The organism is Lysobacter sp. 2RAF19, assembly GCF_052115395.1.
Taxonomy (GTDB): Bacteria; Pseudomonadota; Gammaproteobacteria; order Xanthomonadales; family Xanthomonadaceae; genus Noviluteimonas.
This window is the reverse complement of the sequence record NZ_JBFRGO010000002.1, coordinates 736,928-759,991: the sequence shown is the minus strand read 5'-3', so window position 1 is coordinate 759,991 and position 23,064 is coordinate 736,928. Positions and strand designations below refer to the sequence as shown.

The following is a 23,064-nucleotide window of genomic DNA, read 5'->3' as shown; positions in this document are numbered from 1 at the left end:
ATGAGCGACGCCCTCGCCCCCAGCTACGACCCGTCCTCCTTCGAATCCCGCCTTTACACGGCGTGGGAAAGCGCCGGCACGTTCAAGCCGCGCGGCACCGGGGAGCCCTACGTGGTGCTGTTGCCGCCGCCGAACGTCACCGGCACGCTGCACATGGGCCACGCGTTCCAGCACACGCTGCAGGATGCGCTGGTGCGGTATCACCGCATGCGCGGCTTCGACACGCTGTGGCAGATGGGCACCGACCACGCCGGCATCGCGACCGAAATGGTGGTCGCGCGCAACCTCGCGCGCGATGGCCTGACCCGCGACGGCCTCGGGCGCGCGGGCTTCATCGACAAGGTGTGGGAGTGGCGCGAACAGAGCGGCCACACGATCGAACGCCAGATGCGCCGCCTGGGCACTTCGGGCGATTGGTCGCGCAGCGTGTTCACGATGGATCCGATGAATGCCGAAGCGGTGATCGAATCCTTCGTGCGCCTGCATGAAGACGGTTTGATCTATCGCGGCCAGCGCCTGGTCAACTGGGATCCGGTGTTGAAGACCGCGATCTCCGACCTGGAAGTCGTCAACGAGGAAGAAGACGGCCACTTGTGGTCGATCGCCTATCCCCTGAGCGACGGCAGCGGCATCCTCACCGTGGCCACCACGCGCCCGGAAACGATGCTCGGCGACACCGCGGTGATGGTGCATCCCGACGACGAGCGCTACGCGCCGCTGATCGGCAAGACGGTGAAGCTGCCGCTGACCGATCGCGAGATCCCGATCATCGCCGACGCGTATGTCGATCGCGAATTCGGCACGGGCGTGGTGAAGGTCACGCCCGCGCACGACTTCAACGATTACCTCGTCGGCCAGCGTCATTCGCTGCCGCTGATCAACATCTTCACCCCGGACGCAGTCACCAACGGCAACGTGCCGGAGAAGTACCGCGACCTGGATCGCTACATTGCGCGCAAGCAGGTGCTCGCCGACCTGGAAGCGCTCGGCCTGCTCGTGGAAACCAAGCCGCACAAGCTGCAGGTGCCGCGCGGCGACCGCACCGGCCAGGTGATCGAGCCGTATCTGACGGACCAGTGGTTCGTGAAGATGGATGGGCTTGCCAAGCGCGGCCTCGATCTGTGCGAAAGCGGCGAAGTGAAGTTCGTCCCGCCGAACTGGATCAACACCTATCGCCACTGGATGGAGAACATCCAGGACTGGTGCATCAGCCGCCAGCTGTGGTGGGGCCATCGCATTCCGGCGTGGTACGACGCCGCCGGCAAGATCTACGTCGGTCGCAACGAAGACGAAGTTCGCGCGAAGCATGCGCTCGGCGCCGATGTCGCGTTGTCGCAGGACAACGACGTGCTGGAGACCTGGTTCTCCTCGCAGTTGTGGCCGATCAGCACGATGGGTTGGCCGGACGAAGCGAAGATGGGCGAGCTCGGGTTCGATCGTTACGTGCCTTCGTCGGTACTCGTCACCGGCTTCGACATCATCTTCTTCTGGGTCGCGCGCATGATCATGGCGACCGACCACCTGACGGGGCGCGTGCCCTTCCGCGACGTCTACATCACTGGCCTTGTACGCGACAAGGACGGCCAGAAGATGTCGAAGTCGAAGGGCAACATCCTCGACCCGCTCGACATCATCGACGGCATCGCGCTCGATGCGCTGATCGCCAAGCGCACGACCGGGCTGATGCAGCCGAAGATGGCCGAGAAGATCGAGAAGGCCACGCGCAAGGAATTCCCCGACGGCATCGCCGCGCATGGCGCGGATCCGTTGCGCTTCACCATGTGCGCCCTCGCCGGCCCGGGCCGCGACATCAAGTTCGACCTCGGCCGCGCCGAGGGCTACAAGAATTTCTGCAACAAGTTGTGGAATGCCGCGCGCTTCGTGCTGATGAATTCCGAAGGCAAGGTGTTCACCGGCAAGCCGACGCCCGCGACGGACGCCGAGCGCTGGATCCTCGCGCGCCTGGAGGATGCGACGACGCAGGCCGCGGCCCATTTCGCCGCGTATCGCTTCGACCTGCTCGCGCAGGCGCTGTACGAATTCGCCTGGAACGAGTTCTGCGATTGGTTCGTCGAACTCGCCAAGCCGGCGCTCAACGGCAGCGACGCGCAGGCCGCCGACAGCACGCGCCACACCTTGTTGCACGTGCTCGAAACGCTGCTGCGCCTGCTGCATCCGCTGGTGCCGTTCGTGACCGAGGAGTTGTGGCGTTCGGTGGCAGCGCGCTTGTCGATCGACGCGCCGACGATTTCGCTGCAACCCTATCCGCAGGCCGGCGACAACGCGGGCGACTTCGCCGCGGCCGAAGCCGATGTCGAATGGCTCAAGGCGATGGTCAGCGCGTTGCGCCGCATCCGCAGCGAACTCGGTGTTTCCCCGACGCGCCAGATCGCCTTGCTCGTGCAGGGCGGCGGTGAAGCCGAGTGCAAGCGACTGGGTCGCTTCGATTCGCAGCTGCGCTTCCTCAACCGCATTCAATCCATCGACGTGCTGCAGGGCGAACCGCCGGCCGCGGCCGCGGGCCTGGTCGGCGAGATGCGCCTGTTCGTCCCGCTCGAAGGACTGGTCGACCTGTCGGCCGAACGCACGCGGCTGGACAAGGAACTCAAGCGTGTCGAAGCTGAATTGGTGAAGTCGACCAACAAGCTCGCCAGCGAAACCTTCGTCCAGAACGCGCCGGCGGCGGTGGTCGAGCAGGAGCGCCAGCGCCTGGTCGACTGGACCGCGCAGCGCGATGCGCTGGCCGCGCAACGGGCGCGATTGGGTTGACGATGCGGCTCTCGCAGTACGCGACGAGTCGCGACAACAACTTCAACCTGGTCCGCTTCATCGCGGCCTTCGCCGTGCTGTGGAGCCACAGTTACGCGATCGTGATCAGCCCGGCCTTCGAGCCGTGGGTGCAGTGGCTCGGCTACACGCCGGGCGGCGTGGCGGTCGACGTGTTCTTCGTCACCAGCGGCTTCCTCGTCACCGCGAGCCTGCTGCGCCTGGACAACTTCAAGGCCTTCGTGCGCGCGCGTGCGCTGCGCATCTTCCCCGCGCTTCTGGTGATGTCGGTGCTGCTCGCGCTGGTGATGGGGCCGCTGATCACCACGGTGCCGCTGGGCGAGTACTTCAGCGATTCGACCGTGTGGAAGTTCATCTGGAAGAACACGACGGTCCTCACCGGCCTGAAGTTCAGCCTGCCGGGCGTGTTCGAATCCAACCAGATGCGCGTCGTCAACGGATCGTTGTGGACGCTGCCCTTCGAACTTCGCTGCTACCTCACGCTCGCGCTGGTGTGGTGGGTGGCGGGGTGGTTCAAATCGGACAAGGTGCGCACCTTCACGCGCATCGTGGTCGTCGGCACTGCGTTGATGCTCGTCGCGTTCTGGATCGCGCACGCGCACGCCTACAAGCACTGGCACACATTCCGCCTGTTCTTCTTTTTCTTCTGCGGCGCGGGCATGTGGATCTTCCGCGACCGCATTCGGATGACCTGGAAGCTGTTCGTGCCCGCCTGCGTGCTGCTGGTCGCGGGCATCGTGCAGCCCAAGGCCTTCTTCTGGCTCTATCCGCTCACCGCGCCCTACATCGTGATGTGGGTGGCGTACGTGCCGGGCGGTTGGTTGCGCAACTTCAACAAACTCGGCGACTACTCCTACGGCATCTACATCTATGCCTTCCCGATGCAGCAGTTGCTGGTCGCGACGGTGCCGGGCATCACGCCCGTGCAGATGATCCTGGCCTCGGGCGCGATCACGATCACGCTGGCCGTGCTGTCGTGGCACCTGGTCGAAAAGCCGGCGCTGGCGCGGAAGAAACTCAGCGCTTGACCGGCTTGGCCGGCGCCGGATGCGCTATGTCGTACTTCTGCCCTTCCACCAGCGTCCAGCCGACCAGGTCCTGCACGGTCGCCGTCAGCGCGGCTTCGAAGGCGCGCGAGACATCGCCGATCTTCGTCGACGCGGCCGGCACGTGCTGTTTCAGCATGCGCGTGGCGATGACGGTGTCGGTGCGATTGGCGATGAGCTTGGCGACGATTTCCACCTCCGCCTTCGGCGTCGCGCCGCCGGCGTAGTCGGACTGGAAGTTGCGGATGTCGAGCAACAGTTCGTAGTCGCCGGTCACGCCGCTGCCGCGGCGCGCGACGCTCCCGATGCGCCCGCTGTCTTCGAAGGCGCGCAGCACCGCGTCCTGCACGAGGTCGGGCGCGGGTTCGGCCCAGATCGCGCCGTGGTAGACCTGCAGTTCGCCGTCGGCCGGACGCACCACGATGCGCGGGGAATCCAGCAGTTCCGATGCGTGCGGGCGCGGGATCTGCAAGGCCCACTGCACCTGCGGCCACGCGGCGTCCGGCTGCACCGTCGCCTCGGGCGCATACAGCGCGATGGATTCCTTCTTCCCGACGATGGTGCTGCAGCCGGCGAGCGACGCCAGCACGGCGGTGGCGACCACCAGGCGAATGCGCGTACTCATTCGGGCACGAACTCCTTGGGTTGCTGGCGGCCGAGCACGTAGCCCGCCGGGTTGGCGTCGAGGCGACTGGCGACGCGGCGCAGGTCGCGCACCAGGCCGCGCAGCTCGGTCATGGCCGGACCCAGTTGCTGGAGGCCATTGGCGAGCGGCGCGCGGTTGTCGGCGATCACGCCGTTGGCGTTGGTCGCCACCGATTCGAATTGCGCGAGCGTGCGGTCGAGTTTCTCGATGATCGGCGGCAGTTGCCGCACCACGTCGTGATCCAGGCGTTCGACCGCGCCGTTGGTTGTGTTCAACGTCACCTTCAACTGTTCGCTGGCCTGTCGTGCGTTGACGATCAGCGCGCCGATGTCCTGGCGCTGCGCGGCGACCGAATTCGTGAGTGCTTCGATGTTGGCCAGCGAATCGGAAATGCGCCGCACGTTCTCGTCGCTGAGCAACACGTCCATGCGCGCGACCAGGCGGTTCGCGGTGTCGGCGATGTTCTGCAGCGCGGAGGGCTCGGTGGCGATGGTCGGCAGCACGTCGCTGTCGTTGGACACCAGGAGCGGTGCGTTGGGGCTGCCGCCGCTGAGCTGGATGAAGGTCGGGCCGGTGAGGCCGTCCTGCGAGATCTTGGCGTGCGTGTCGGTCTTGATCGGCGTGTTGGTGTTGATGCGCACCGTGGCGATCACCTTGCGCGGATCGTTGGGCGCCAGGCGCAGCGCGTCGATCGTGCCGACGGTGATGCCGTTGTAGCGCACGCTGCCGCCTTCGAACAAACCGGTCACCGCCTCGTTGAAGACGATGCTGTATTTGTTCCACTCGCGTTCGGAGGACCAGTTGGCGGCCCACAGGGCGAACAGCAGGCCGAAAATGCTGACCGCCAGGGTGAAGGCGCCGATCAGGACGTAGTTGGCCTTGGTTTCCATGGATCCTCCCTTCAGGCCATTGTGCCAGCGCCCGCCGTGCGGGCGGCGCGAGCGCGTGGGCCGTGGAAATATTCCTGCACCCACGGGTGGTCGAACTGCTCGACCTCCTCGATGGGGGCGTTCACCACCACGCGCTTGTCGGCCAGCACCGCGACGCGATCGCAGATCGCGTACAGCGTGTCCAGGTCGTGCGTGATCAGGAACACCGTCAGGCCCAGGGCCTGTTGCAGGGTGAGAATGAGTTGGTCGAACGCGGCCGCGCCGATGGGGTCCAGGCCCGCGGTGGGCTCGTCGAGGAACAGCAGCGGCGGATCGAGCGCGAGCGCGCGCGCAAGACCGGCGCGCTTGCGCATGCCGCCGGACAACTGCGAAGGCAGCTTGTTCACCGCGTCGGCCGGCAGGCCCGCGAGTTTCACCTTCAGCAGCGCGAGTTCGTAGCGCAGCGAATCGGGCAGGTCCGGATGTTCTTCCTTCAGCGGCACCTGCACGTTCTCGCCGACGCTGAGGGAGGAGAACAGCGCGCCGTCCTGGAACAGCACGCCGGTGTTGCGCTGGATATGGTTGCGGACGTCTTCATCCTCGCTGCGCGCGTCGACGCCGAGCACTTCGATCGTGCCCGCGTCGGGCCGGCGCAGGCCGATGATCGACCGCATCAGCACCGACTTGCCCGCGCCCGAGCCGCCCACCACGCCGATGATCTCGCCGCGGCGCACGTCCAGGTCGAGGTTCTCGTGCACAACCTGCTCGCCGAAGGTGTTCGTCAGGCCCCGGATGCGGATGACGATGTCGTTCTCGTCGATGGCCATGGGTCAGATGTCCATCTGCAGGAACCATAGCGCCATGATCGCGTCGATCACGATCACCAGCGAGATGGTCTGCACCACGCTCGAGGTGGTGCGTTCGCCGACCGATTGCGCCGTGCCTTCGACTTGCAGGCCTTCCAGGCAGCCGATCAACCCGATCACCAGGGCGAACAACGGCGCCTTCGACAGGCCCACGAGGAAATGCCGGACTTCGATGGTCGCTTCCATGCGCGAGAGGTACGCCTGCGGTGGAATGTCGAGGCTGAAGGCGCCGACCGACAGGCCGCCGAGCAGGCCGGCGATCATCGCGATGAAGGTGAGCAGGGGCAGCATCACCAGCAACGCGATCACGCGCGGCAACACGAGCAGGTCGATGGGGTCCATGCCGAGCGTGCGGATCGCGTCGACTTCCTCTCGGCTCTGCATCGCGCCGATCTGCGCGGTGAAGGCGCTCGCGGTGCGGCCGGCGAGGATGATCGCGGTCAGCAGCACGCCGAACTCGCGCAGGAAGGCCACGTTCACCAGTTCGACGACGTAGATCTCCGCGCCGAAGTCGCGGAGGATGTTCGCGCCGAGGAAGGCGATCACCGCGCCGACTAGGTAGGACAACAGGAACACCAGCGGCACGGCGTCCAGGCCCACCTGTTCCATGTGGAAGACCGTTGCCGTCAGGCGGAAGCGCCTGGGCTGGGCGAGCATGCGGCCGAACTTCATCAGGTTTTCGCCGAGGAAGCCGATCAGCGCGAGGATCTCGCGCCAGTTGTCGTGCACCGCGTAACCCAGTCGCGCGAGGGCGGCGCTGACGCCGTATTCGCGTTTCTTTTTCGGGCGGTCGTCGGCGACGTCTTCGATGGCCGACACCAGCGAAACGTGGTCGTCGCGGAAGTGGAAGCTGTCGACGTCCAGGTTGCGGCGGCGCGCGTAGCGCAGCAGCAGGAGCACGCCGGCCGAGTCGAGGTGTTCGATGTCGTGGGCGTCGACGGCTTCGATGGTGTCCGGCGCCATGCGCAGTTGCTCGGCCATGCCGGCGGCATGCACGAGCGTCCAGCTCCCGAGCAGGCGCAAGCGGCCTTCGGCATCGGTTTCAACACTGGGCGGGCGGCTCTCGTCGCGCATCGGGTCCCCTTTGCGCGGAGCATACAGAGTCCGGCTTGCGCCCGGCGTCGACGCCGCCTACAGCAAGCGGGCGTCCGACTTGCGGTACCACGCGGCGATGCGCTCGCCGTTCCAGCACAGGGCGACGTGTTCGGCCTGCTGCGCGGGCGGCACCGTCGCCTTCGGGGTGAACAGCGCGACGCATTGCCCGCCGCGGCGGCGCACGCTGTCGTGGACCAGGCCAGGCTCGCGCGCATCGCGCTGCGCACGCGCGAAGGGCTGCGAGGCGGCGTAGCTGGCCGGATCGAGAATGCCCGCCGGTGCGCGGCGGCCGCGCAGGTCGAGCAAGCGCGCGCGCACCGGCACGCGATAGCAGCGCAGGTCGATCTCGATCGCCGGCTCTTGGGTGCGTGCGAGGAAACGGGCGCGGTGGTGGCTGACCTCGGCGACGGCGGTATCGAGGTCGTTCGCCGCGTAGTACACGCCCCAGGTGCCGTCGGAAAACCGCGACCCCTCGGGGTTGAGGTGGGTGAATGCCGACATCACCGGCGTCGTACCCGGACCGCTGATGCGCTGGTCCTGCGGCAGGAGCGAAAGTGCGCCGTGTTCCTGCCGCAGGCGCGGGTTGCCGAGCGCTTCGACGGCGAACACGACCTCCAGGTCGACCGGATCGGCGACGGCATCGAACAGGCCCACCGCCGGATACCGGCTTGCGACGAGCCGGCACGAGCTGTCCCACGCGATCTGGACATGCGCCAGCCGCACGCGACTCAGGACCACCCGCCGCGTTGCGCGTCGAGGTACTGGCGCACGACGAACAGATCCGACACCTGCCCGGCGAGCATGCGATCGAGCGCGGACTTCCCGCCGAACAGCGGCGCGGCGTTCTCGCGCTTGACCCAGGCATGCGCGCGTTCGGGGATGGGCAGCAGCAACTGCAGCGCCGAATAGATGCCGAAGACGTGCGAAAGGCGCTCGAGCGTGGCGTTGTCCAGGCCGCGCTTCACCCGCCCGCTCTTCCATTCGTAGAACGTGCTGCGACCGCAATCGAGCAACTGGCGCTGCTGGTCGTTGGACAGCCCCCAGGCATCGGCGATGCGGAAGAAGGTGCGCAGCGCTGCGGCGGCGGACTGCGCAGAAGACAGGTCCGGTGCATGCGCTTGCGGTGTTTCGAGCGGTTGGGCCATGGCGGACGCCAAGCAGGAGACGAACCCTTTGTAATCCATCGGAGGACGAATTGCAATCATTCGTCCATTTACGGACAGCATGCTTCCCTCGTCGCCCCCTTGGCGAATGCAAGCCTCGTGCGATGCTTCCAACATGAGCGCCCCTCCTTCGTTGGTTCCGACACCGGCGCCGGCAACGGCCGACGCGGCGAGCGCCGGCTACGCCGAGCGCATCGAATTCGTGCTCGAAGTGGCCGAGCACCTGCATGCCTACGGCACCACCGCGCAACGGCTGGAAGCGGCGGTGGTCGCGGTGGCGCAGCGCCTTGGACTGGATTGCGAACCGTGGTCGAACCCCACGGGCATGATCCTGTCCTTCAGCGATCCGCGTCGACCCGCCGGCGTCTCGGATACGACGCGCGTGATCCGTTTGGCGCCCGGAGACACGGACCTCTACAAGTTGTGCGAGGCCGATCGCATCGCCGAAGACGTGATGGCCGGCCGCGTCGGCATCGCACAAGGACATGCGCAACTTCGCGCACTTTCCAAACCGCCGACGCCTCGACAGCGCGCGATCCAGATCTTCGGTTTCGGCCTGGCCTCCGCCGCGGTCGCCGGGCTGCTGCGCCTGCCCTGGCTCGACATCGGGACCGCCGGATTGATCGGCCTGCTGATCGGCATGCTCGAACTGGCATCGCAGGGCCGCGCGCGATTGAACGAGGCCAGCGATGCGATCGCCGGTGTCGTCGCGGGCCTGGTCGCGATCGCGGTGGCGAGCCTGGTCGGGCCGCTGAACCTCAACACGGTGACCATCGCCTCGCTGATCGTGCTGCTGCCCGGCATGACGCTCACCAACGCGGTCAACGAACTCACCAGCCGGCACCTCGTGTCGGGCACCGCGCGTTTCGCCGGCGCGCTCACGACGATCCTCAAGCTCACCATCGGGACGGTCATCGCGTTCAAGCTCGCGCATTACATCGGGCTTGAACCGCACGTCCGTGCGTCGCGACCGCAGCCGGACTGGGTGGAAGGCGTGGCGCTGGTCAGCGGTGCGTTCGCATTCGCCGTGTTGTTCCGCGCGGCGCTGCGCGATTACTGGGTGGTGATGTTGTCGGCGGCGATGGGCTATCTCATCGCGCGCTTCGGCGGGCAGATGTTCGACAGCCCGGCCGGCGTGTTCCTCGCGGCGCTGTTCACCTCCGCGCTCGGCAACGCGTACGCGCGGCTCGCGCAGCGACCGGGCGCGCTGGTGCGCGTGCCCGGCATCATCATGCTGGTGCCGGGCAGCGTGGCGCTGCGCGGCGTGATCAACCTGGTGCAGCAGCAGAACGTCGATGCCGGCAGCGTCGCGGCGATCGCGGTGCTCAATTCGCTGATGGCGCTGGTCGCGGGGCTGCTGTTCGGAAACCTGCTGGTCTCCGCCCGCCGCAACCTCTGAGGTTCAGCGGATCAGGAAGTCTTCGAGCTTCCGGCCCGCGGCGATCTGCGAGGCCATCCACTTCGGTTGCTGGCCCCGGCCGGCCCAGGTTTCCGCCGAATTCTGCGGATTGCGGTACTTCGGCGCGACCTTGCCGAGCTTGTAGCCCTTGGTCGATTTGCGCGCCGTCGCCGCACCCGTCGTCGCGGCCTTCTTCGCCGGCGCGGCGCCGGCACCGCCACCGAACAGTTCGCCGATGGTGTAGCCCTCGGCACGCGCGAGCGCGGTGAGCTTCTTGCGGACCAGCGCGATCGGCTTGCGCTTGCTGATCGTGGTGCGACGCTTCTTCGCTTGCGCGATCAGCGCGTCGAGTTCCTTGGCCGACAGGCCGTTGAGATCGATGGACATCGGGGCGTTCCTCGGCAAGGTGAAGGGAAGACTCAGGCGCGCAAACGTTCGAAGAGCGCCTGCCGATCGAGTTGTTCGGCATCCGCCGCGGTCCGCGCACGATACTCGAACGTGCCCGCGGCCAGGCCGCGCTCGGACACGACGACACGATGCGGCACGCCGATCAGCTCGATGTCCGCGAACATCTGGCCCGGGCGCAGGCCGCGATCGTCGAGCACCGCCTCGATGCCCGCCGCGTTGAGCTCGCGGTGCAGCGTTTCGGCGGCGGCGGCGACGTTCGCATCGTTCTTCGGGTTGATGATGCAAACGGCCACCTGCCACGGCGCCATCGCTTCGGGCCAGAGGATGCCGTTGGCGTCGTGGTTCTGTTCGATCGCGGCGGCCACGATGCGCGAAACACCGATGCCGTAGCAACCCATCATCGGCACGACGGCCTTGCCCGCCATGTCGAGCACGGTGCACTGCATCGCTTCGGCATATTTGCGGCCGAGCTGGAACACGTGGCCCACTTCGATGCCGCGCGCGATGCCCAGCGTGCCCTTGCCGTCGGGCGAGGCATCGCCGGCCACGACGTTGCGTACGTCGGCCACGATGTCGGCTTCGGGCAGGTCGCGCACCCAGTTCACGCCGGCCACGTGCCAGCCGTTTTCGTTGGCACCGACGACGAAATCGTGCATCGCAGCGACGCTGCGATCGGCGACGATGGTGATGTCGGCGCGCGGCTTGAGCGGGCCGAGGAAGCCCGGGTCGGCACCCAGGTGCGTCGCGATTTCCGCTTCGGTCGCGAGGCGATAGTCCGACAGGCCCGCGAGCTTGCGCAGCTTGACCTCGTTGACGACGTGGTCGCCGCGCACGAGCACCAAAACGAAGCCGTTGTCGCCCATCACCGCAACCGACTTCACGGTGCGATCGAGCGCGATGCCCATCAACGCGGCGACGTCTTCGCATGTCTTCTGCGTCGGCGTCTCCACCTTTCGCAGGGATTCCGCCCCCGATTGCCGCGGGCCCGGCGCAAGCGCTTCGGCCAGTTCGATGTTGGCGGTGTAGTCCGAGCCATCGGAAAAGGCGATCGCATCCTCGCCCGAATCGGCGAGCACCTGGAACTCGTGCGAGGCATTGCCGCCGATCGCGCCGGTGTCGGCGAACACCGCGCGGAACTTCAGCCCCAGGCGCGTGAAGATGCGCGTGTAGGTGTCGTACATGTTGCGGTATTCGTCGGCGAGCGAGGCTTCGTCGACGTGGAAGGAGTAGGCGTCCTTCATCAGGAACTCGCGCGCGCGCATCACGCCGAAGCGCGGGCGGATCTCGTCGCGGAACTTGGTCTGGATCTGGTAGAAATTGACCGGCAACTGCTTGTAGCTGGACAGCTCGTTGCGCGCGAAGTCGGTGATCACCTCTTCATGCGTCGGGCCGTAGCAGTACTCGGCTTCCTTGCGGTCCCTGATCTTCAGCAGCTGGCCGCCGAACTTCTGCCAGCGGCCCGTCTCTTCCCACAGTTCCTTCGGCTGGATCGAGGGCATCAGCAGTTCGATCGCGCCGGCGCGGTTCATTTCCTCGCGCACGATGCCTTCGACCTTGCGCAGCACGCGCAGTCCGAGCGGCGACCACGTGTACAGGCCGGCGGCGAGCTTGCGGATCATGCCCGCGCGGAGCATCAGCTGGTGGCTGACGACTTCGGCGTCGGCGGGCGTTTCCTTGACGGTGCGGAGATGGAATTGCGACAGGCGCATCGGGGGACTTCGGAGCGGCGGAAAGAGCCGCATTCTGCCACGGGACCCCGCGGGGCCCCTGCCCGCGCCCCCGATGGCGTCAGTTGCAGTTGGCCGTGGCGACCGATTGCATGGCCTGCACTTCCTGCTGGCGCCCCTTGTCGTCGAGCACGGCGTCGGCCTTGCCGTCGCCATCGCGGTCGACCGACACGCCGGCCTGGCTGTTCAACACCGCGAGGTTGGCCTGGGCCTGCTTGCAGGCCTGGTCGCGCTGCGCGGCCTGCTTGTCGGCGATGGCCTGTTGCGCGGCTTGCTGGGCGGCCTGGTCGGCGGCGTTGTCCGGCTTGGCCGCGGCGTCGGCCGCATCGGCGGGCTTCACCGCCGCGACGGGCGTGGCCGCGGACACGGGGTCCTGGGCGGTGCGCACGTTCTTTTTCTTCGCGCCGGCCGGCGGCGGGGAATCGGAATAGTGGGTGACGCCCTTGTCGTCCTTCCACGTGTAGACGGCCTGCGCGAAGGCGGGCGCGAACGACAACAGGACGCAGGCACCCACGAGCAGGCGGATCGAACGGTTCATGGCGCTTCCCCCGGAGGACATCGCCGATTGGCGTGGGGCGATTGCAGCACTGCGACGGGGAGCGCGCAAGCGACGTGCGTCGCAGGCGCTACACTTCGGCCATGGAGCCCATCGAACCGGCGCGGCCACGTCCGCGCGGCATCTACCTGCTGCCCAACCTGTTCACCACCGGCGGCCTGTTCGGGGGGTTCTTCGCGATCATCGCGGCCGCCCAGGGCAAATACGAGGCGGCGTGCGTGGCGATCTTCATCGCCGCGATCCTCGACGGCATCGACGGCCGCGTGGCCCGCATGACCAACACGCAGACCGAGTTCGGCGTGCAGTACGACTCCCTCGCCGACCTGGTCAGCTTCGGCATGGCGCCGGCACTGGTGATGTACCACTGGGCGCTGTCGTCGATGAAGCTCGACGGCGCGGTCTTCGGCAAGGTCGGCTGGCTGGTGTCCTTCCTCTATGCCGCGTGCGCCGCGTTGCGGCTGGCGCGTTTCAACAGCCAGGTCGGCACGGTCGACAAGCGCTGGTTCATCGGGCTGGCCAGCCCCGCGGCCGCCGGGTTGATGGCGAGCTTCGTGTGGACCTGCGACGAGATCGGCTTCTCGGGGACCGAGTTGCGGTATCCGGCCGCCGCGGTGGCGGTCATCGCCGGCCTGCTGATGGTCAGCCGCGTGCGCTACAACAGCTTCAAGGGCAGCGGCCAGGGCGCGCGCGCCGAGCGCGTGCCGTTCACCACGATCGTGATCGCGGTGGCCGCGCTCATCGCACTGTGGATCGATCCGCCGCGCGTGCTGCTCGCGGTGACCGCGCTGTATGCCCTGTCGGGGCCGGTGATGTGGTTCCGTCGCCGCAAGCTGGTGGGCGAAGCCACATGAGCGATGCGGCGCCGCCGTGGGACGACTTCCAGCGCGAGGTGCTCGACGCGCTCGGGCATGTCGTGTTCCGCGTGCAGCATCCCGATGCGATCGAAGACACGCCGCTGGCGCAGGCCATCGCGCGCGCGGCAAAAACCGAACTCACCTCGCTGCCGAAACTCCCTTCTCTCGCGCAACTGCGCACGCCCGCCGCCAAGCGCGCGTTGTGGCCGCAGTTGCGCGCGTTGCGCAAGGCCGCACGCCGATGAGCGCCCTCGCCGCCGACAGCCTGCCGATCGCCTCGCTGCGCCCGATGCGCGAAGCGGATTTGCCCGAGATCATGGCGATCGAGCAGCGCGCCTACGCATTTCCGTGGACGCAGGGCGTGTTCCGCGATTGCCTGCTCGCCGACCACCCGGCCTGGGTGCTGGTGCAGGACGGGGACATCCTCGGTTACGCGGTGTTGAGCGTCGCCGCCGGCGAAGCGCACGTGCTCAACGTGTGCACCGCGCCGGAAGTCCAGGGGCGCGGCCATGGCCGCCGGCTGCTGCGCGCGATCCTGCAACTGGCGCGCGGTCGCGGCGCACAGCGCGTGTTCCTCGAAGTGCGTCCGTCCAATGCAGCGGCCATCGCGCTCTACCACGACGAAGGCTTCAACGAGATCGGCCGCCGCCCGCGCTATTACCCGGCGAAGGACGGGCGCGAGGATGCGCTGGTCATGGCGCTGGAGTTGCTGGTCGACGAAGACTAGGCCTCATCGCGGCGCGACATGCCGGAAGGTCAGGTTGATGCGCGGCCCCACCGCGCGCGCGGTCGGCGGCACGGCATGCAACCAGTTGCGTTGCGTCGCGCCGGCCATGACGAGCAGGCTGCCGTGCGTGAGGTCGAGCCCGAGCGATCCCTTCCCGTCGCGTGCGCGGAATCGGAAGCGCCGCGTCGCGCCCAGGCTCAACGATGCGATCACCGGTTCGGGCCCGAGCTCGGGTTCGCTGTCGCGATGGAAGCCCAGGCGGTCGGCGCCGTCGCGGTAGAGGTTGGCGAGCACGCTGTTGAATCCTGCCTGCACTTCGCGCGCCAGGCGCTCGCGGACCGGTGCCAGCGCCGCGGGCCAGGGATGCGGTTGGAACAGCGTTCCCGAATAGCGATAGGCCGCATCGCCCATCCAGCAACTGAGCCGCGGCGCGTCGATCGTGCGCCCGTAGACCGTGATCCGGTGGCGCTCCCACGGCAGGCCCGCGCGCAGCGCCTCGAACAGCGCCCACGCTGCGTTTTCGCCCAGCCAGTCCGGATGAAACGCCACGTCCGCACCCGGGAGATGAATCGCCTGCGCCGCCATGCGCTTTAGAATGGCGCGATCCAATGGAGGGCGCCATGACCGAAACCGAACGCGACGTGATGGAGTACGACGTCGTCGTCGTGGGCGCGGGCCCCGCCGGCCTGGCCTGTGCGATCCGGCTCAAGCAGCTCAACCCCGACACCACCGTGTGCGTGATCGAGAAAGCCTCGACCATCGGCGCGCACATCCTGTCCGGCGCGGTGATCGAACCCGAACCGCTCGACGCGCTGCTGCCCGGCTGGCGCGACACCCCGCCGCCGATCTGCATCCCGGTCACGCACGACGAGTTCCTGCTGATGACGAAGACCTCGTCGTACAAGCTCATCGTGCCGCCGCAGATGCACAACAAGGGAAACTTCATCGTCAGCCTCGGTGCGTTGTGCGCGTGGCTCGCGCCGCAGGCCGAAGCGCTCGGCGTGGAGATCTACCCCGGCTTCGCCGCCAGCGAAACACTGCACGAGGAAGACGGCCGCGTGGCCGGCGTGCGCATCGGCGACATGGGCGTGGCGAAGGACGGCACGCACAAGCCCGGTTACACGCAGGGGATCGACATCCGCGCGAAAGTCACCGTGCTCGCCGAAGGCGCGCGCGGCCATCTGACCAAACGCCTGATCAAGCGTTTCGACCTGGCCGCCGACAGCGATCCGCAGGGTTATTCGATCGGCATCAAGGAACTGTGGCAGGTCCCGGAAGAACGCACGACGCCGGGCAAGGTCGTGCACTCGCTCGGCTGGCCGCTGCCCACCGACATCTATGGCGGCAGCTTCCTGTACCACCTGGACAAGGGCCGCATCGCGCTGGGCTACATCAGCGGCCTGGATTACCGGGATCCGGAATACAAGCCGTGGGAAGCCTTCCAGCAATGGAAGAACCACCCGTCGGTGAAGGCCTTGCTCAAAGGCGGCACCATCGTCTCCGCCGGCGCGCGCGCGATCGTCACCGGCGGTTACCAGTCGCTGCCCAAATGCGAGATGCCCGGCGCGCTGCTGATCGGCGACACCGCGGGCACGCTCAACGTGCCGAAGATCAAGGGCACGCACCAGGCGATCCGTTCGGCGATGCTCGCGGCCGAACACCTGCATTCGGCGCAACTCTCGCCCATCGGCTTCGACGCGAAGCTGCGCGGCTCGGCGGTGATGAAGGAATTGCGCAGCGTGCGCAACATCAAGCCGGCCTTCAAGAAGGGCCTGTGGTTCGGCCTGCTCAATGCGGTGTGGGAAACGGCGACCTTCGGCCTGTCGCCGTGGACGCTGAAGAACAAGGCGGACTGGAGTTCGATCGACAAGGTCGGCGCGCACGAGGCGTCCAATCGCGACTACATCGCGCGCGAACTCGCGCCGCGCGACCGCCTCGCCGGCGTGTACTTCGCCGCGACCGAACACGACGAAGACCAGCCCGTGCACCTGGTGGTGCACGACCCCACCGTGTGCGTCACGCGCTGCGCGGCCGAATACGACAACCCGTGCACGCGGTTCTGCCCTGCAGGCGTGTACGAGATCGTCGACGATCCCGATGGCCCCGCGAACACCGGCAAGCGCCTGCAGATCAATTCGGCGAACTGCGTGCACTGCAAGACCTGCGACATCAAGGATCCCTACGAGATCATCACGTGGGTCACGCCCGAAGGCGGCTCGGGGCCCAACTACCAGAATCTGTGAGGCAACAAAAAACCCGGGCGCCTGCGCGCCCGGGTTTTTTTGCGTCCTTGCGTTGGTGGCTCAGCCCGCCTGCAACCAGGTCGGCGATGCGTTGGTGGTCACCGGCATCGTCGTGGCGCTGTTGGCCGACTTCCAGATGACGTTCTGGCCGTTGGACACGTTGCGCCACATCAGGTCGTCCTTGCCGTCGTGGTCGAAGTCGCCGATGGCGACCGGCACGAAGGCCAGTGCGCCCACGGTGGCCACGGCCTGCGGCGTGGAGGACACGCCCGAACGCCAGATCACGTTCTGGCCGGTGAAGTAATTGCGCCACAGGATGTCGGCCTTGCCGTCGCCGTTGAAGTCGCCGGCACCGACCACGGTCCACACTTGCGCCGAAGCGGTGACCGTCTGCGGCGTGGTGTTCTTCGCCGAGAGCCAGATGACGTTGGCGTTGGTCGTGCCGTTGCGCCAGAAGATGTCGGCCTTGCCGTCGCCGTTGAAATCGGCGACCGCGCCGACCACCCAGTTCTGGTCGGCCAGCGTCGCGACCGCCTGCGGCGTGGTGTTCAGGCCCGACTTCCAGATCACGTTCACGCCGGTGCCGCCGTTGCGCCACAGCAGGTCGTCCTTGCCGTCGCCATCGAAGTCGCCCGCGCCGACGATCTCCCACGGTGCCGGCGGCGAGCTGAGCAACGTGGCCTGCGTCGACAGACCGCCGCGCCACATCACGTTCTGGCCGCTGGTGCGGTTGCGCCAGATGATGTCGTTCTTGCCGTCGCCGTTGAAGTCCGCGGTGCGCGCGACGAAGAACGCCGGGTTCACCGAGGTCACCGCCTGCAGGGTGGTCGAACGCGCCGACTTCCAGATCGTGTTCGCGCCCGTGCCGGTGTTGCGCCACAACAGGTCGGCCACGCCGTCGCCGTCGAAGTCGCCGCGCTGGAACACGCCGACGATCGGCACCAGGCCGGCGCGGAACGCGGCGATCTGCGGGATCGTCAGGTTCATGCCGCGCGCGGTGTTCGCCGCGCCGTCCACGCCGCAGGCGAAGCCGTTGCACGTGGTGATGGCCGGGTTGGAATAGATCAGCATCGGCGCCTTCGCCGGACGACGGGTGGCCATCGTGTCGAAGAAGTTGCCCGCCGTGTCCGGTGCGTTGTAACCGAACGAATCGGCGAAACGGCCGTACTCTTCCGGATCGAGCAGGTTGCCGTCGGTGTTGGTGTCGTCGGCGCCCTGCGCGGTTTCCGCATCGTGCTGCATGCCGAGGTTGTGGCCGACTTCGTGCGCGAGGTTGTCGTTGCGGCAATTGGCGCCGTCGTCGGTGAACACGTTGCCGCTGGAGTCGCTCACGACCGAATAACCGAACGCGGCGCTCGCCGCGCTGATCGCGGTCTGGCTGCCACCGAGCTTCCAGCCCACGCCGCAGCTGCCGTTCTCGGGATTGTTGAACGCGCGCACCAGCGTGACCAGGTCGGCGCCGAATTGTTCGCGCGCCACCGCCAGCGTCTCGAGCGGACCCGGACGCGCGGTCGATGCGCAACTCACGCCGCCGTCCGGCAACTCGCCGGTGTTGGCGCGGTTGGTGCACGCCACGCCGGTGAGTTCGAACAAGGTGTCGCGGTTGCTCGTCGCATCCGGATAGTCGACCTGGATCGCCTGCACCATGCGCAGCTTGCCCGCGATCTGGCTGTTGGCGAAGGCTTCGTTGGTGGTGTCGACCAGGTTGCGCAGGCGCGTCACCGCGGCCGAGGTCGAGCCCAGGCGCGTGGCGAAGCCGACGGTGTAACCCACGAGGATGTCGATCGTGGTCGTGGTCATCGCGCCGCCCTGCGCGGTGAGCGTGAACGACATCGGCGCGCCGGCCTGCTTCATCGAGGCGGACACGCGCGGCATCATGCTCTTGGCGAACGTGGCGGCTTCGCGCGGCATCGAGATCATGTCGGCGTCCGGCAGTTCCTTGATGCCGACGGCCGCGACTTTCTTGTTGTCGGTTTCGACCATGAAGGTGCGTCCCTGCACCGTCGAGATCTGCAGCGGTTCGCCGTTCTTGTACGGAATCGAACCGAACACCGCGTTGGGGCCGAAGGTCAGGATGGTTTCGCTGCCGGGGTTCGCACCCTGCGCGCGGCCCACCCACGTCCAGTTGCCGTCTTCGTGTTCGACACGTCCGACGTATTGCACTTTCATCTGCGTGCCGTCGGGCGCGGGAATCGTCAGCGCGCCGCCGGTGGCCGCCGCGCGCATCGCGTGCGCTTCGCTGATCTGCACGTCGCGCCACACCGTGGCGCCGCGCGCGACCGGCTTGGACGAATACGCGAACAACGCGCCGTGATCGGGATACGCAGCGACGGAGGACGTGGTCCGCGCGACGTAGCGCGCATCCGCAGCGCCCGATTCGTGCGCTCCCGTGGAAGAAGTAGAAACAGAAGTCTGTGTGTCGCCGCTGCCCGAACAGGCAGCGAGCAGACCGCAGGCAATCGCAGTCGCCAGCAAGTTACGCATGTGGGGATCCCCCGCCTAAGGAGGTGCCTTGATAAGGCAGAGTTCATCCACGCCATGTGACGACCAATCCTGCAGGCGGGCCGCGAATTCACTCCTCGCAAACAAAACGCCCCGCGCATCGCTGCGCGGGGCGTGATGATCTTGCGAACGTCGTTGAAGTATTGCGTCAGGTTCCCGCGTCGAACGCAGGCGCGACGGCCTTGATCGATTGCAGCGTCGCCGAGTTGCCCGACAACCACACGCGGTTGGCGCCCGAATCGGTGTTGCGCCAGAGGATGTCCGACTTGCCGTCGCCGTTGACGTCGGCCACGCCCGCGGCCACCCAGGGATTGGCCACCGCGGTCACCGCGAGCTTGGTGGCCGAATTGCCCGAACGCCAGGCTTCGTTCGCACCGGTGGTGGTGTTGCGCAGCAGGATGTCGGCCTTGCCGTCGCCGTCGAAGTCGCCCGCGCCGGCGACCAGCCATGCGGCGGTCGTCGCCGTCACCGCGGTGGTCGTCGCCGAATTGCCCGAGCGCCAGATCAGCAAGGCGTTGGTCGAGGTGTTGCGCCACAGCAGGTCGTCGCTGCCGTCGCCGTTGAAGTCGGCCACTGCCACGATCGTCCACGGCGTACCGGCCGAGGTCACCGTCGCGCGCGTCGACGAATCGGCCGAACGCCACAACTGGTTGCCGCCCGTCGCCGGATGGCGCCACCACACGTCGGCGTGGCCGTCGCCGTCGAAATCGCCGACCGCCGCGATGTTCCAGCCCGGCGCCACGGCCGTCATCGCGCGCGGCGTGGTGTTGCGGCCCGAACGCCAGATCACGTTGCTACCCGTGGTGTTGTTGCGCCACACGATGTCGCCCTGGCCATCGCCGTCGACATCGCCGATGCCCGCCAGGACCCACGGGCTTGCGGTGCCGGCCACGCCGAGAGTCGAGACGCCCATCGTGTCGTACCACAGCACGTTCGCGCCGGAGGTCGCGTTGTGCCAAAGGAGGTCGGCCTTGCCGTCGCCGTTGAAGTCCGAACGCGGCGGGCGCGCGCTGGGCGTGAGCGAGGCGTAGAACGACGCGATGACCGGAATCGTGTTGGACAGGCTTTGTGCGTTGTCCGCGTCCGCCGTGCCGCACGCCATCGTGCCGCAGTAGTTGATGCGGGGGTTGGAGAAGACGCGGTAGGCCACCTGGCCATCGTCTTCGTAGGCCATGATCGTGAAGAAGTTGCCCGCGCTGGTCTTGTAGCCGAACGAGTACGGATAACGCCCGTGCTCGTCGATCGTCAGCGTGCCGTCGTCGCCCGCGGAGGTGGTCGCATCGTGCGCCGAGCCCATGTTGTGGCCGAGTTCGTGCGCCAGGGTTTCGTTGCGGCAGACCCACCCGTTGTCGGGGAAGGGAGTCTCGCCATCATCGCCGTTGCCGTTGGAATCGCTGACCACCGAGAAGGCCGCACTGGCATCGCTTTGCGTGATCGGCGTTTCGCCGCCGCCCACGAGCCACGCGATGCCGCAACTGTTGTTCGACTCGCTGAAGTTGCGCACCAGCGACACGAGGTCGGCGTGCAAGGTTTCGCGCGCGTTGGTGAGCGGCTGGAGCGCGGCCGGGACCGGCGCGTCGTTGCAGTCCAGGCTGCCGTTGGGCAACTCGGTACAGGTCACGCCGGTGAGTTCGCGCAACGCGGCTTCGTTGTCGGTCGCGTCCGGATAGTTCACCGGGACGGTGCCGACCAAACGCAGCCGGCCGTTGATCTGGCTGTTGACGAAGGCCTGGTTGGCGACCGCGACGAGGAAGGTCAGGCGCGTGTTCGCCTGCGACGTGCCACCCAGGCGCGAGGCGAACGTGTTGGTGTAACCGAGCACGACATCGACGGTGTTCGATTCGGGGACCGCGTTTGCGGCGACCAGCGTCTGCGCCTTCGGTTGCGCGGCGGCGCGCTCGAGCACCTTGGCGCGCGCGCCGGCGAGGATCGACGGAGGCAGCACGGCATCGGGGCCCTTCGGCCGGCGCGGATCGTTGTGCAGGCGCGCCAGCTTCAGCGGATCGGTTTCCATCAGGAACGTGCGGCCCTGCGCCGAGGAAATGCGCAGCGAAGGCTTGCGGCCGTAAGGCACGGTGCCGAACACGGCCTTCGGACCGAAGGTGATGATCGCCTCGGTGCCGGGCCTGGCGCCCGCGGGGCGGCCGACCCAGGTCCAGTTGCCGTCGCCATGGTCGATGGCGTGGTCGTACTTCAGCACGATGGTCGAACCATCGGGCGCCGGTACGTCGAGCGTGCCCGTCGCGATGGCGTTCATCGCGTGCGCTTCGCTCAGCGCGATGTCGTGCCAGGTGTAGGCGCTGCGGGTGACCGGCGCGCCGGCGGTGTAGGCGAGCAATTGCCCGCGGTCCGGCAGGCCGGCGATGGCGCGCGCGCGATGGTCGCGCAGGCCCGAGGGCGCGCGCGTCGCGGAAGCCGCGGCGGTGCCTTGTCCTGGCGATCCATTGCCGCTGGAAGGCGTGTCGTGTGCGGTGCAGGCCGCCAGGGCAAGCGCGCTGGCGAGGAGCAAAGGAAGGCGCATTCGAATGGTTCCCGTTGAAGTGATGTACCGCCGCGAACCGTGGGAGACGGCCCCCTGATGCAGCGCGCGCGGGACATCCTGGCCCCGCTGGCTCAACAATTATCCCGTTGCGGGGTCGGGCGCAAGCCGAAAGTCATCACATTTGGCGTGCAGTTCGCACGCCGTTGCACTTGGGTTACCGGAAGTGACGCATCCGGTTCAGGCAGCGACCGTTTTTGGTCACTCCCCGCCCGGACACGCCAGCATCCGCCATCAGGCCAGAACGGGGACGCCCGTCTTTTCGGCCAGTTCGGCCTGCGTCACGCCGGGCGCGAGTTCGACCAGCTTCAGGCCGTCGGGGGTGACGTCGAGGACCGCCAGGTCGGTGATCACGCGATTCACCACGCCCACGCCGGTCAAGGGCAGCGTGCATTGTGAGAGCAGCTTGTGTTCGCCGTTCTTCGCGGTGTGTTCCATCAGCACGACCACGCGCTTGACGCCGGCGACCAGGTCCATCGCGCCGCCCATGCCCTTGACCATCTTGCCGGGCACCATCCAGTTCGCCAGATCGCCCTGGTCGGTGACTTGCATCGCGCCGAGGATGGCCAGGTCGATGTGCCCGCCGCGGATCATCGCGAAGGAATCGTGGCTGCCGAAATAACTCGCGCCGTCGCGCGCGGTGACCGTCTGCTTGCCGGCGTTGATCAGGTCGGCGTCGACTTCCGCATCCGTCGGGAAGGGACCGATGCCGAGCAATCCATTTTCCGACTGCAACCACACGTCCATGCCGTCGGGAATGTAGTTGGCCACCAGCGTCGGCAAGCCGATGCCGAGGTTGACGTACGCGCCGTCGGTGAGTTCCTGTGCGGCGCGTTGCGCCATCTCATCGCGGGTCCAGGCCATTACACGCCTCCCTGGCGGACGGTGCGCTGTTCGATGCGCTTTTCGGGCGTCGCATTGACGACGATGCGGTCGACGTAGATGCCGGGCAGGTGCACCTGGTCGGGATCGATCTGTCCGACCTCGACCAACTGCTCCACTTCGACGACCGTCGTCTTGCCGGCCATCGCGCACGCCGGATTGAAATTGCGCGCGGTCTTGCGGAATACCAGGTTGCCGGCCTTGTCGGCCTTCCAGGCTTTCACCAGCGAGACGTCGGCGTGCAGCGCGGTTTCGAGCACGTAGTCGTGGCCGTCGAACTCGCGCGTTTCCTTGCCGTCGGCGACGATCGTGCCGAAGCCTGTACGCGTGAAGAACGCCGGGATGCCGGCGCCGCCCGCGCGCAGGCGCTCGGCGAGCGTGCCCTGCGGGTTGAACTCCAGTTCCAGTTCGCCGGACAGATACTGGCGTTCGAATTCCTTGTTCTCGCCCACGTAGGACGAAATCATCTTGCGGATCTGACGGGTCGCGAGCAGCTGGCCCAGGCCGAAGCCATCGACGCCGGCGTTGTTGGAAATGACCGTCAGGCCCTTCACGCCGGTGTCGCGCAAAGCGGCGATGAGCGCCTCGGGGATGCCGCACAGGCCGAAACCACCGACCGCGAGCGTCTGTCCGTCGGCCACGAGGCCGGCCAGGGCCGTGGCCGCGTCCGGGAATAGCTTGTTGCCGGCCATGGAACCTCCGATGCAAAGAGCATGGATTCTAGCGCCGGCCGGGCTAAAATCGCGGTCCGCTTC

21 protein-coding genes are annotated in these 23,064 nt (G+C 67.3%); 7 read left to right on the top strand and 14 right to left on the bottom strand.

All coding sequences use genetic code 11. From position 1 onward, the window contains the following. Together AB4059_RS10420 and AB4059_RS10415 are read left to right on the top strand one after the other, a co-directional pair. The gene (locus tag AB4059_RS10420) at positions 1-2,769 is read left to right on the top strand and encodes a valine--tRNA ligase (RefSeq protein WP_498978835.1); all 2,769 of its coding nucleotides are present in this window, start codon (positions 1-3) and stop codon (positions 2,767-2,769) included. 2 nt (positions 2,770-2,771) lie between these two features. Next, on the top strand, positions 2,772-3,815 hold the full coding sequence (locus AB4059_RS10415) for an acyltransferase family protein (RefSeq protein WP_498978834.1): 1,044 nt from the start codon (positions 2,772-2,774) through the stop codon (positions 3,813-3,815). Here the strand turns inward: AB4059_RS10415 and AB4059_RS10410 are convergent. The 6 genes from AB4059_RS10410 to AB4059_RS10385 are packed head-to-tail and all read right to left on the bottom strand — an operon-like array spanning position 3,805 to position 8,454. Further along, positions 3,805-4,458 carry an ABC-type transport auxiliary lipoprotein family protein gene (locus tag AB4059_RS10410; RefSeq protein WP_498978833.1) on the bottom strand — a complete coding sequence of 218 codons (654 nt, stop codon included), beginning with the start codon at positions 4,456-4,458 and terminating at the stop codon, positions 3,805-3,807. The two genes, AB4059_RS10415 and AB4059_RS10410, sit on opposite strands and share 11 nt — an antisense overlap. Next, positions 4,455-5,369 carry an MlaD family protein gene (locus AB4059_RS10405; protein WP_498978832.1) on the bottom strand — a complete coding sequence of 305 codons (915 nt, stop codon included), beginning with the start codon at positions 5,367-5,369 and terminating at the stop codon, positions 4,455-4,457. The genes AB4059_RS10410 and AB4059_RS10405 overlap by 4 nt, the downstream gene beginning before the upstream one ends. 11 nt (positions 5,370-5,380) lie before the next feature. Then, positions 5,381-6,175, bottom strand: coding sequence for an ABC transporter ATP-binding protein (locus AB4059_RS10400; RefSeq protein WP_498978831.1), 795 nt, complete (start codon positions 6,173-6,175; stop codon positions 5,381-5,383). A 3-nt stretch (positions 6,176-6,178) separates the two neighbouring features. After that, on the bottom strand, positions 6,179-7,288 hold the full coding sequence (locus AB4059_RS10395) for an MlaE family ABC transporter permease (protein WP_498978830.1): 1,110 nt from the start codon (positions 7,286-7,288) through the stop codon (positions 6,179-6,181). A 57-nt stretch (positions 7,289-7,345) separates the two neighbouring features. Further along, positions 7,346-8,047: an RES family NAD+ phosphorylase gene (locus AB4059_RS10390; RefSeq protein WP_498978829.1), complete on the bottom strand. Its 702-nt coding sequence runs from the start codon at positions 8,045-8,047 to the stop codon at positions 7,346-7,348. Further along, positions 8,038-8,454, bottom strand: coding sequence for an MbcA/ParS/Xre antitoxin family protein (locus tag AB4059_RS10385; RefSeq protein WP_498978828.1), 417 nt, complete (start codon positions 8,452-8,454; stop codon positions 8,038-8,040). Before AB4059_RS10385 ends, AB4059_RS10390 begins: the two co-directional genes overlap by 10 nt. A gap of 133 nt (positions 8,455-8,587) precedes the next feature. Between AB4059_RS10385 and AB4059_RS10380 the strand changes: the two genes are divergently transcribed. Then, the gene (locus tag AB4059_RS10380; RefSeq protein ID WP_498978827.1) at positions 8,588-9,871 is read left to right on the top strand and encodes a threonine/serine exporter family protein; all 1,284 of its coding nucleotides are present in this window, start codon (positions 8,588-8,590) and stop codon (positions 9,869-9,871) included. A gap of 3 nt (positions 9,872-9,874) precedes the next feature. Here AB4059_RS10380 and AB4059_RS10375 read toward each other — a convergent pair whose 3' ends face one another. The 3 genes from AB4059_RS10375 to AB4059_RS10365 all read right to left on the bottom strand — a co-directional run bounded on the left by AB4059_RS10375 (position 9,875) and on the right by AB4059_RS10365 (position 12,544). Further along, on the bottom strand, positions 9,875-10,258 hold the full coding sequence (locus AB4059_RS10375; RefSeq protein ID WP_498978826.1) for an H-NS histone family protein: 384 nt from the start codon (positions 10,256-10,258) through the stop codon (positions 9,875-9,877). Positions 10,259-10,290: 32 nt separating this feature from the next. Further along, entirely contained in the window at positions 10,291-11,988 is a 1,698-nt protein-coding gene (locus AB4059_RS10370) for a proline--tRNA ligase (RefSeq protein ID WP_498978825.1), read from the bottom strand. Positions 11,989-12,067: 79 nt separating this feature from the next. Further along, on the bottom strand, positions 12,068-12,544 hold the full coding sequence (locus AB4059_RS10365; protein ID WP_498978824.1) for a DUF4124 domain-containing protein: 477 nt from the start codon (positions 12,542-12,544) through the stop codon (positions 12,068-12,070). Between the two features lie 101 nt (positions 12,545-12,645). Here AB4059_RS10365 and pssA point away from each other — a divergent pair, with 101 nt between their 5' ends. The 3 genes from pssA to rimI are packed head-to-tail and all read left to right on the top strand — an operon-like array spanning position 12,646 to position 14,143. Further along, complete coding sequence (gene pssA, locus AB4059_RS10360) at positions 12,646-13,413, top strand: CDP-diacylglycerol--serine O-phosphatidyltransferase (protein WP_498978823.1); 768 nt, start codon at positions 12,646-12,648, stop codon at positions 13,411-13,413. Beyond that, positions 13,410-13,661, top strand: coding sequence for a hypothetical protein (locus AB4059_RS10355; protein WP_498978822.1), 252 nt, complete (start codon positions 13,410-13,412; stop codon positions 13,659-13,661). The genes pssA and AB4059_RS10355 overlap by 4 nt, the downstream gene beginning before the upstream one ends. After that, a complete protein-coding gene (rimI, locus tag AB4059_RS10350; RefSeq protein WP_498978821.1) occupies positions 13,658-14,143 on the top strand; it encodes a ribosomal protein S18-alanine N-acetyltransferase in 486 nt (161 codons plus the stop codon). The genes AB4059_RS10355 and rimI overlap by 4 nt, the downstream gene beginning before the upstream one ends. 3 nt (positions 14,144-14,146) lie before the next feature. Here the strand turns inward: rimI and AB4059_RS10345 are convergent, their stop codons facing one another. Then, the gene (locus AB4059_RS10345) at positions 14,147-14,728 is read right to left on the bottom strand and encodes an alpha-ketoglutarate-dependent dioxygenase AlkB family protein (RefSeq protein ID WP_498979058.1); all 582 of its coding nucleotides are present in this window, start codon (positions 14,726-14,728) and stop codon (positions 14,147-14,149) included. A 23-nt stretch (positions 14,729-14,751) separates the two neighbouring features. On the opposite strand from AB4059_RS10345, the gene AB4059_RS10340 reads away from it, so the two are divergent. After that, entirely contained in the window at positions 14,752-16,386 is a 1,635-nt protein-coding gene (locus AB4059_RS10340) for an electron transfer flavoprotein-ubiquinone oxidoreductase (RefSeq protein ID WP_498978820.1), read from the top strand. A 60-nt stretch (positions 16,387-16,446) separates the two neighbouring features. Here AB4059_RS10340 and AB4059_RS10335 read toward each other — a convergent pair whose 3' ends face one another. The 4 genes from AB4059_RS10335 to AB4059_RS10320 form a co-directional block, all read right to left on the bottom strand. Continuing rightward, positions 16,447-18,870, bottom strand: coding sequence for an FG-GAP-like repeat-containing protein (locus AB4059_RS10335; RefSeq protein ID WP_498978819.1), 2,424 nt, complete (start codon positions 18,868-18,870; stop codon positions 16,447-16,449). Positions 18,871-19,036: 166 nt separating this feature from the next. Next, the gene (locus AB4059_RS10330; protein ID WP_498978818.1) at positions 19,037-21,409 is read right to left on the bottom strand and encodes an FG-GAP-like repeat-containing protein; all 2,373 of its coding nucleotides are present in this window, start codon (positions 21,407-21,409) and stop codon (positions 19,037-19,039) included. Between the two features lie 252 nt (positions 21,410-21,661). After that, on the bottom strand, positions 21,662-22,291 hold the full coding sequence (locus tag AB4059_RS10325) for a CoA transferase subunit B (RefSeq protein ID WP_498978817.1): 630 nt from the start codon (positions 22,289-22,291) through the stop codon (positions 21,662-21,664). Continuing rightward, positions 22,291-23,001 (bottom strand): CoA transferase subunit A, encoded by a 711-nt coding sequence (locus AB4059_RS10320; RefSeq protein ID WP_498978816.1) that lies wholly within the window; start codon positions 22,999-23,001, stop codon positions 22,291-22,293. The genes AB4059_RS10325 and AB4059_RS10320 overlap by 1 nt, the downstream gene beginning before the upstream one ends. Positions 23,002-23,064: the final 63 nt, after the last annotated feature.

What these genes read in the sequence shown, in the direction of transcription:
- AB4059_RS10420 (WP_498978835.1), top strand. Translation starts at nt 1, where the DNA reads ATGAGCGACGCCCTCGCCCCCAGCTACGACCCGTCCTCCTTCGAATCC.
- AB4059_RS10415 (WP_498978834.1), top strand. Translation starts at nt 2,772, where the DNA reads ATGCGGCTCTCGCAGTACGCGACGAGTCGCGACAACAACTTCAACCTG.
- AB4059_RS10410 (WP_498978833.1), bottom strand. Translation starts at nt 4,458, where the DNA reads ATGAGTACGCGCATTCGCCTGGTGGTCGCCACCGCCGTGCTGGCGTCG.
- AB4059_RS10405 (WP_498978832.1), bottom strand. Translation starts at nt 5,369, where the DNA reads ATGGAAACCAAGGCCAACTACGTCCTGATCGGCGCCTTCACCCTGGCG.
- AB4059_RS10400 (WP_498978831.1), bottom strand. Translation starts at nt 6,175, where the DNA reads ATGGCCATCGACGAGAACGACATCGTCATCCGCATCCGGGGCCTGACG.
- AB4059_RS10395 (WP_498978830.1), bottom strand. Translation starts at nt 7,288, where the DNA reads ATGCGCGACGAGAGCCGCCCGCCCAGTGTTGAAACCGATGCCGAAGGC.
- AB4059_RS10385 (WP_498978828.1), bottom strand. Translation starts at nt 8,454, where the DNA reads ATGGCCCAACCGCTCGAAACACCGCAAGCGCATGCACCGGACCTGTCT.
- AB4059_RS10380 (WP_498978827.1), top strand. Translation starts at nt 8,588, where the DNA reads ATGAGCGCCCCTCCTTCGTTGGTTCCGACACCGGCGCCGGCAACGGCC.
- AB4059_RS10375 (WP_498978826.1), bottom strand. Translation starts at nt 10,258, where the DNA reads ATGTCCATCGATCTCAACGGCCTGTCGGCCAAGGAACTCGACGCGCTG.
- AB4059_RS10370 (WP_498978825.1), bottom strand. Translation starts at nt 11,988, where the DNA reads ATGCGCCTGTCGCAATTCCATCTCCGCACCGTCAAGGAAACGCCCGCC.
- AB4059_RS10365 (WP_498978824.1), bottom strand. Translation starts at nt 12,544, where the DNA reads ATGAACCGTTCGATCCGCCTGCTCGTGGGTGCCTGCGTCCTGTTGTCG.
- pssA (WP_498978823.1), top strand. Translation starts at nt 12,646, where the DNA reads ATGGAGCCCATCGAACCGGCGCGGCCACGTCCGCGCGGCATCTACCTG.
- AB4059_RS10355 (WP_498978822.1), top strand. Translation starts at nt 13,410, where the DNA reads ATGAGCGATGCGGCGCCGCCGTGGGACGACTTCCAGCGCGAGGTGCTC.
- rimI (WP_498978821.1), top strand. Translation starts at nt 13,658, where the DNA reads ATGAGCGCCCTCGCCGCCGACAGCCTGCCGATCGCCTCGCTGCGCCCG.
- AB4059_RS10345 (WP_498979058.1), bottom strand. Translation starts at nt 14,728, where the DNA reads ATGGCGGCGCAGGCGATTCATCTCCCGGGTGCGGACGTGGCGTTTCAT.
- AB4059_RS10340 (WP_498978820.1), top strand. Translation starts at nt 14,752, where the DNA reads ATGGAGGGCGCCATGACCGAAACCGAACGCGACGTGATGGAGTACGAC.
- AB4059_RS10335 (WP_498978819.1), bottom strand. Translation starts at nt 18,870, where the DNA reads ATGCGTAACTTGCTGGCGACTGCGATTGCCTGCGGTCTGCTCGCTGCC.
- AB4059_RS10330 (WP_498978818.1), bottom strand. Translation starts at nt 21,409, where the DNA reads ATGCGCCTTCCTTTGCTCCTCGCCAGCGCGCTTGCCCTGGCGGCCTGC.
- AB4059_RS10325 (WP_498978817.1), bottom strand. Translation starts at nt 22,291, where the DNA reads ATGGCCTGGACCCGCGATGAGATGGCGCAACGCGCCGCACAGGAACTC.
- AB4059_RS10320 (WP_498978816.1), bottom strand. Translation starts at nt 23,001, where the DNA reads ATGGCCGGCAACAAGCTATTCCCGGACGCGGCCACGGCCCTGGCCGGC.